Annotated in this window: 6 protein-coding genes; 1 reads left to right on the plus strand and 5 read right to left on the minus strand. The window is 39.0% G+C overall.

Going from position 1 to position 8,271, the window contains the following annotated elements; genetic code table 11:
• Positions 1-6: 6 nt before the first annotated feature.
• From A9J31_RS02540 to crp, 5 genes are all read right to left on the minus strand, one after another.
• Positions 7-1,578 (minus strand): GH3 family acyl-acid amido synthetase, encoded by a 1,572-nt coding sequence (locus A9J31_RS02540; protein ID WP_425394338.1) that lies wholly within the window; start codon positions 1,576-1,578, stop codon positions 7-9.
• Positions 1,556-2,392, minus strand: coding sequence for a hypothetical protein (locus tag A9J31_RS02545; protein WP_067762257.1), 837 nt, complete (start codon positions 2,390-2,392; stop codon positions 1,556-1,558). Before A9J31_RS02545 ends, A9J31_RS02540 begins: the two co-directional genes overlap by 23 nt.
• 230 nt (positions 2,393-2,622) lie before the next feature.
• Positions 2,623-5,202, minus strand: coding sequence for an ATP-dependent chaperone ClpB (gene clpB, locus A9J31_RS02550; protein WP_067762259.1), 2,580 nt, complete (start codon positions 5,200-5,202; stop codon positions 2,623-2,625).
• A gap of 344 nt (positions 5,203-5,546) precedes the next feature.
• A complete protein-coding gene (locus A9J31_RS02555; protein ID WP_067762261.1) occupies positions 5,547-6,596 on the minus strand; it encodes an NADP(H)-dependent aldo-keto reductase in 1,050 nt (349 codons plus the stop codon).
• Positions 6,597-6,788: 192 nt separating this feature from the next.
• Complete coding sequence (crp, locus tag A9J31_RS02560; RefSeq protein WP_067762263.1) at positions 6,789-7,499, minus strand: cAMP-activated global transcriptional regulator CRP; 711 nt, start codon at positions 7,497-7,499, stop codon at positions 6,789-6,791.
• A 147-nt stretch (positions 7,500-7,646) separates the two neighbouring features.
• Here crp and A9J31_RS02565 point away from each other — a divergent pair, with 147 nt between their 5' ends.
• Positions 7,647-8,075, plus strand: coding sequence for an OsmC family protein (locus A9J31_RS02565; RefSeq protein WP_067762265.1), 429 nt, complete (start codon positions 7,647-7,649; stop codon positions 8,073-8,075).
• The last annotated feature ends 196 nt before the right edge of the window (positions 8,076-8,271 follow it).

Here is an 8,271-nt window from a genome sequence, read left to right on the forward strand (position 1 = left end):
CTGTACTCAAATTATTTTTGTTTTCATTTTCTTCAATGGTTCTGGCTTAATATTTCCTTCAATCATGCCATTTTTCATTGCTAAAGTTTTATAGTAATCCCATGCATCATCGACATGTTTCACTTCAGGCTCATCTAGCTGCCCTAAATCACGTGCTAATTCATAATGAAAATTCTGCTTGAGACGCTCATCTAAAGCCAGCGCACTTGGCTGTTTGGACTGATTACCTTCACTGAGTAAAATATAGTGCGGTTTCTTTTCACTGCACTGCTCTATACCCAAAATACTAATCGGAAGATAATCCTCTTGCTTAAATTCAGCCAATACATTGATCGCGATACTATGATCAAGTTTTTCACCCACTAAATCGACCGTCATCTTACGACCAAGAAACTCAAAGCATGGTACTTGATGATAAAAATCAGTGACACGTAACTCATCATCAATCACATAACGAATTAACCCAGAACCTGTGGTAATGACAGGACTTACAATATCACCAACTTTAAGTTTCCAAGAAGGTACAACCTGCAAAGTATCTTGCAAAATAAACTCGTAAAAGTGGGATTGGTAACTTAAAGGAAACCGTTCTGCAAATGGAATCGTGACGACACCTTCAGTTGCCCACAATCCTTTAGCTTCAAATGCAACGCCTGCTATACGTTGTTTTAGCTCTAGCGCCCATTGTGCAGCACTTGCAGTGTCCCAACTCGAAATCAAACTCAGTTTAGGCCAAAGTTTTTTCCACGCATCGGCTTGGCTTAAATCTAGTTGCTTCAGCTTATAGTGCTGTTCACAGGACTTGGGAACTCTTAAGAAATTGAGTCCCTGACGCTGCCAATGCCCTGTTTTCAGTACTTCGATAATCTCATCTTGATGTGCATGAATAATATCAAGCAGTTGTAATGCAAAGGTCGGACTCCAAACTGAGATCATGCCTAGATGCTTATCTGCCACTAAATATACTGCAGTTGCAAACATCGCATCTTCAGCAGATTGCGCCAATGCAATTTCACTGGGTACTGATTGAGTGGTTTTAGTCAAAATACGCTTAGTAAAGTTGAGTAAAGCACTATCATCATTTAGGTTACTATTCTCGAGTAATTTGCGTTGACTCTCGGGCAACCAAGATACCGACCAATAATGCGTTGAGTTTTTAAGCTGCGGATGTTTACGATATAAATTGCATAACCACAAGCCAATCGCCTCATCCAATTCATCTAAAAAATGCTGCGTATATGGAATGAATTTTAGCGCCTCACTCGAACCACTGGTTGGCTGAAAGCGAATAACATCACCTGTGCCCATTTGATTTTCACCACTTTGACGCGAATGCTCAATTTTGTTTTTCCAATCGGCATAGCGCGTTAAAGGATACTGTTCAGCAAACTGCTCATAGCGCATTGCTGAAGAACTCTCTATACGGCGTAAAAAATGATTCAGTTTACGACGCTGCACAGTTTCAAGCTGATTTGACTGCCGTATATATCGTTTAAAGGCTTTTTTGCAGGCAAGATTCAGTACTTGATGAGAAGCGGAAAGTAGCAATCCCATGTTAAGCAACCTTCGTGTCTTGATCCGCGGCAATGTGCAAATTACGAGACTTATAGCGTAATTTGCTATCATGTTTACTCACACTCGTCGATTTCGTTAGGAAACGATTCACATAACGATATAAATCACTCCAACGTAATTCACCGATGCAAGGTAACTCCGTTCCATCGACCCAAGTAGGATTTTTAATTTCAAAGAAAGCAATCTTGCTATTTTTTTCACGCATTTCATTGGTAATTGGCGCAACATCGGCTTTTAATGGCTGGTAGTCATCACCAAAATTTAAAAGACCAGTTTCTTTATTGTAGTATTCTGAAAAATATTCTTTGCAATAAGACTCAACAAAATCTTTAAGATGTACATTTTTCTCATCGTAATGTGGGTAATAACTATAATAGTTATTCGCAAGCAATAAGTACGTTTTAAAGCCTTTGGAAATCAAAATCCAATAAACCGGTGTTCGAGGATGGCGAAACTTAAAGTTGATAATATAGCGAAACATTGCGCGGGTAAGCGCTCGATTGCCCCAGTATTGTTTTTCGATAATTGTATCGCCACTAAAAAATGCATGACGCGCTTTACCATTCACTACAAAGTCGCGTTCCATCACGGTTGAGAAGCCGACAATTTGTTTATTCTTGGGTTCAATAATAAAAAATACACCAGTTTTTTCGAGAAAATCACGCTCAAAAATTTCATACCGTGTATTGGCATAGTAGATTTGATAAATACTGTACATTCGCTTCAGTTCTTGTACAGTGACATCACCTGTACGTTTGTACTGGCTAAAGGGTTCTTTTTTTAGCTGACGAAGCAATTTAAATTCAATCATAATCATTCTTCCCTGTTGCGTAACATTCATAATGAAACGCGATATTTTTTTTGTTTTGCACAGAACATCCACTCGCAACCTGCGTTGTGGTGCGGTCGCAATATTAGTAGCTTGAATTATGAAATTGCAATCATCTTTACGTTTCTACACGAAAAATGCGACAAGTGTAAAAATAAAGAAACCCGGCCTAAACCGGGTTTCTTTATTATATCTAATCAGTTAAAGATAAGTGCGTTTTAGTTAAGCATCATCTTGTCAAAAATAAGATGGTCGCCATCCGCTTTAATGACAATAGTATCCCCAGGTTGGAATGCACCTGACAATATTTTTTGAGCCAAACTATTTTCAACTTGCTGCTGAATTGCACGTTTTAGTGGTCGAGCGCCATAAATCGGGTCAAAACCAGCCTCAATCAATAATTCAAAAGCATTATCCTCAACCGATAAACTCATATCTTTATCAGCCAAACGTGCACGTAAGCGATCCAACTGGATATCTGCAATACCGCGAATTTGCGCTTTTTCCAATGAATGGAAGACCACAAGTTCATCTATACGGTTCACAAACTCAGGGCGGAAGTGCTCGGATACAGCAGCCATAACAACGGCACGCACTTCCTCTTTGCTTGGATGATCACCTAATTCACGTACATCGGTCGAACCTAAGTTTGATGTCATCACAATAACCGTATTTTTAAAATCAATCACACGACCTTGCGAGTCAGTTAAACGACCATCATCCAATACTTGCAATAAAATATTGAAGACATCTGGATGTGCTTTTTCAACTTCATCAAATAACACCACGCTATACGGTTTACGACGAACAGCTTCGGTAAGCACACCACCTTCTTCATAGCCGACATAGCCCGGAGGTGCACCAACTAAACGACTCACTGAGTGTTTTTCCATAAACTCAGACATATCGATACGAATCATGGCATCATCACTATCAAACAAGAAGTTTGCCAATGCTTTGGTCAATTCCGTTTTACCAACCCCTGTTGGCCCTAAGAACAAGAATGAACCACTTGGACGATTCGGGTCAGATAAGCCTGCACGTGAACGACGTACTGCATTTGAAACTGCCACTACGGCTTCGTCTTGGCCAACCACACGGTTATGTAAAAAATCTTCCATATGTAGAAGTTTTTCACGTTCACCTTGCAGCATTTTGGCAACTGGAATACCCGTTGCTGCGCTTACAACTTCAGCAATTTCATTTTCAGTGACTTTAGTACGAATCAGTTTAGGCTCTTCGTTAGTTTCAGCAACTTCTTCTTCATTTAAGCGTTTTTTCAATTCTGGAATCACTCCATATTGCAAACGACTTGCTTCAGCTAAATCACCTTCACGTTGAGCTTTTTCAAAAGCTGTACGTGCTTTGTCTAATTCAATTTGTGCTTGATTTGTACCATCGACAAGACGCTTTTCAGCAATCCAAACTTCTTCTAAATCACTGTATTCTTTCTGAACTTCAGCAATTTGTTTTTCCAAATGCTCAACTTCAGCTTTAGAGACTGAATCTGCATCTTTTTTCACTGCTTCTAACTGCATTTTCAACTGAATTAAGCGACGATCTAAACGGTCTAATGGCTCAGGTTTTGAGTCAATTTCCATTTTGATACGTGATGCAGCTTCATCTATCAAATCAATCGCTTTGTCTGGCAGTTGACGATCGGTGATATAACGATGTGACATTTTTGCCGCAGCAATAATGGCTGAGTCTAAAATTTGTACGCCATGGTGAGTCGCGTATTTATCTTTTAAGCCACGCAAAATCGCAATGGTATCTTCAACACTTGGCTCATCAACCAATACTTTTTGGAAACGACGTTCTAAAGCCGCATCTTTTTCAATAAATTGGCGGTATTCATCAAGTGTTGTCGCACCGACACAGCGAAGTTCACCACGTGCAAGCGCAGGTTTAAGCATATTACCGGCATCCATTGCACCGTCGCCTTTACCAGCACCAACCAAAGTATGTAGCTCATCAATAAATAAGATGATTTCACCATCATATTTAGCGAGGTCTTTGAGTACTGCTTTTAAGCGTTCTTCAAACTCACCACGGTATTTGGCACCGGCTAGTAATGAACCGAGGTCAAGTGAAAGAACACGTTTACCTTTTAAGCTATCCGGCACCTCGCCATTGACGATACGCTGTGCTAAGCCCTCGACGATAGCTGTTTTACCAACACCAGGTTCACCAATCAGTACTGGGTTGTTTTTACTACGACGCGATAAAACTTGAATGGTACGACGAATCTCTTCGTCACGACCAATCACAGGATCAAGCTTACCTTCTAAAGCACGTGCATTTAGATCGAGTGTATATTTATTCAGTGAGTCACGTTGATCTTCATGGTTATTGCTCATGACTTGTTCGCCACCTCGAATATTTTCAATTGCTTTGCGCAGCTTATCTGAAGCCACACCCACACTATTTAAAATAGATTTTGTTTTGCCTGTTTCAGCTAAGCCTAAGATAACCCAATCTGTTGATAAGAACTCATCTCCAGCTTTTTGCGCAAAACTATCGGCTAAATTAAGTGCCTTCACTGCTTCTGGGTTTAAGTTAATATCCCCAGTTGGACTACTCAATGTTGCTGCGTCTTTTAAAGCTTGCTGGAGCTTAGTTTTAAGCTCTGGAAGATTAGCACCAGCTTGCTGAAGTAAGCTCTGATTTGAAGGCTCCTCAAGCAAGGATGCCAGAATATGAATACCCTCAATGGCTGTATGATCCTTGCCCATTGCAAGTGATTGAGCATCGGACAGGGCTTGCTGCAAACGGTTTGTGAATTTTTCGAATCGCATTCTTGTTATTCCTCACAACAATTTCTTTACTTGAAGCATATATGGGAGCGGCCATTAGAATTTCAAATATATTTTTTAAATATTTTTCAAAACCTTAACCATTAAAAAAATTATAACTCCATAATAATATTGGTATAAAAATATAAGATTTCAAGGGCACATCTTGAGTTATTTTAAAAAATAAGGTGTTTTATATACACTTGTCTTTTATATGAAATAAATTGTCATTAATTAGCCTAATTTGAAAATAATACTATCAATCTTGAACAGATAAATTCTCAATAAGAAATAAAAAAGTCTGAAACAATTCAGACTTTTTTATCAAGCTATACAAAATTTAATCCTTAAGGTGCAGGATTGGGTTGCTGACGGTGAATATCTTCAATGCCTTTTAGTACTTCTTCAGATAAATTAACATCAAATGCATCAATATTTTCTTTGAGCTGATCTAAATTTGTTGCGCCAATAATGGTACTTGTCACAAAGAATTGCTGTTTGATAAATGCAAGCGCCAATTGCGTCAGGGTTAAACCGTGCTTTTCAGCCAATTGTGCATATTGTTCTGTAGCCCATTCACTTTCAGGGTTTGAGTAGCGACTGAAACGTGAAAAAAGTGTTACACGCGCATTGGCAGGTCGTGCACCATTTCTAAATTTACCCGTTAAGTAACCAAAGGCCAATGGCGAATAAGCCAGTAAACCTATACCTTCATAATGCGCAATTTCTGACATCCCAATTTCATAGGTGCGATTCAACAAACTATAGGGATTTTGTACACTAACAAATTTTTCGAGACCTAATTTTTCTGCCAAGTGTAAAAATTTCAACGTTCCCCATGGCGTTTCATTTGATAAGCCAATGTAGCGAATACGTCCTTTTTTAATTTCATTACTCAGTGCAATTAAGGTTTCTTCAAGACTCGTTACGGTTTGATCACTCATCGCTTCTGTATTGCCATAGCCCAATTTGCCAAAGAAATTGGTCGGACGCTGTGGCCAATGTAATTGATAAAGATCGATATAGTCTGTTTGGAGTCGGGTTAAAGACTGATCTAATGCAGACTCAATTTCTGAAGCAACGAATTTGGTTTTTCCATCACGTATATGACTACCACCTTGTGATGGTCCTGCGATTTTTGAAGCAAGGAATAATTTGTCACGCCCACCCCGTTCTGCAATCCAGTTTCCAATAATACGCTCAGTTGAACCTTGGGTATCTGGTTTGGGCGGCACGGGATACATTTCCGCTGTGTCCCAAAAGTTTAATCCGCGTTCCAAAGCATAATCCAATTGTTGAAAAGCATCCGCTTGAGTATTTTGTTCGCCAAAGGTCATGGTGCCCAGACATATTTCAGGAAGTAAAATGCCAGTATTCGCTAATGGTTTAAATTGCATAAGCCTTCATTCCCTATAATTTTCTATTTAGATCAATGTTAAAAGCTGGTTAAGCCTACTTAAAATATCATTATTGTTTAAATCATAATTTCCTGAATGGTTGTCATTTTTTATGACAAGCTCAACATTTGTTAAATTTTAGACAAAAAAAAAGCAAATCCCTGGATTTGCTTTTTTTCAACTTAGAAGAATTTATTCTTCGTCTTCAAAGTCATCTGTTGCCAACTGACTTTTTTCTTCTAGCGATGCATCAAAAATAAGAATCGCCTTACCATCAGTTTCGATCATGCCTTGCTCTTCAAGTGTCTTAAGAACACGACCCACCATTTCACGGGAACAACCCACGATACGGCCAATCTCTTGACGAGTAATACGAATCTGACGACCATTCGGCAAAATCATTGCTTCTGGCTGAGATGATAAGTCAATTAAGCAACGTGCAATACGACCAGATACATCTATAAATGCAAGATCTGTCACTTTGCGAGTCGTGTTTTTAAGACGACGTACAAGTTGAGCAAATACTGCATAACTCAAGTCTGGATATTGTTTACTTAATTCATGAAAATTTTCATAGGTAATTTCAGCAATTTCACATACATCACGCGTACGAACTTCCGCAGTACGTTGTGCATTTGCTTCGAATAGACCCATTTCCCCAAAAAAGTCACCCGCATTTAAATATGCCACAACAATTTCACGCTCATCATCTTCGCGTAAAATAATAGATACAGAGCCCTTAAGAATTAAATACAAAGATTTAGATTCTGAACCCGCATCAACGATAGTGGTACGTTTTGGGTAACGATTAATATATGCACGTTTTAATAATGCCTTCACCGACTCAGGTAACTGCCCCGGAGATAGTGCATCTGTGCTAAGTTGTGAAAAGTTTGAAGTCATGCTAACAGTTCCGAAAATGGATAAATTTTAGATCGCACAAGACCTAAATTGAACTTGTCACACGTTAGAGTTGAAATTCCTTATCAACTCAATTTATGGTAGTGTACAGGTACTGCGTAAATTTATAGCTTTTTTTAGGGACTTGCAATGCAAACGAGTGTTCATTGGCTAGAGAATGTTGCTTTTGAAGCAAAAACTCAAAGTGGTCACACTATCATCATGGATGGATCGCCTGAATATGGTGGTGAAAACCGCGGTGCACGCCCAATGGAATTGATTTTAACTGGCTTAGGCGGTTGTGCTTCATTTGATATCGTGACGATTTTAAAGAAAGCACGTCAAGACATCACTGATGTTCGCTGTGAGTTAAAAGCAGAACGTGCTGATACTATTCCTGCAGTTTTTACTAAGATTCATTTACATTTTGTTGTTACTGGTAAAGCCGTTAAAGAGAAGCAAGTTGCTAAGGCAGTTGAACTGTCAGCAGAAAAATATTGTTCTGCAAGTAAAATGCTAATGGACGGTGGTGTAGAAATTACCCATGACTTCGAAATTTTAGAAGCTGAAGCTGCATAATATTTTTGCTTAATTATTTAATAATCAGCCGCATTCAATGTGGCTTTTTTTTGACCAATCCGCTATAGAACACATTGGCTTTGTTGCACAAAGATTTGAAATGCAAAGCGCCCCTAATTGAGCCAAATTTAAGGCGTAACTTGGGTAAGTGGTCGACCTAATTCCGTAAATCTGTTAAGAACTGCTACACGTGCAT

Source organism: Acinetobacter gandensis, assembly GCF_001678755.1.
Classification (GTDB): Bacteria; Pseudomonadota; Gammaproteobacteria; order Pseudomonadales; family Moraxellaceae; genus Acinetobacter; species Acinetobacter gandensis.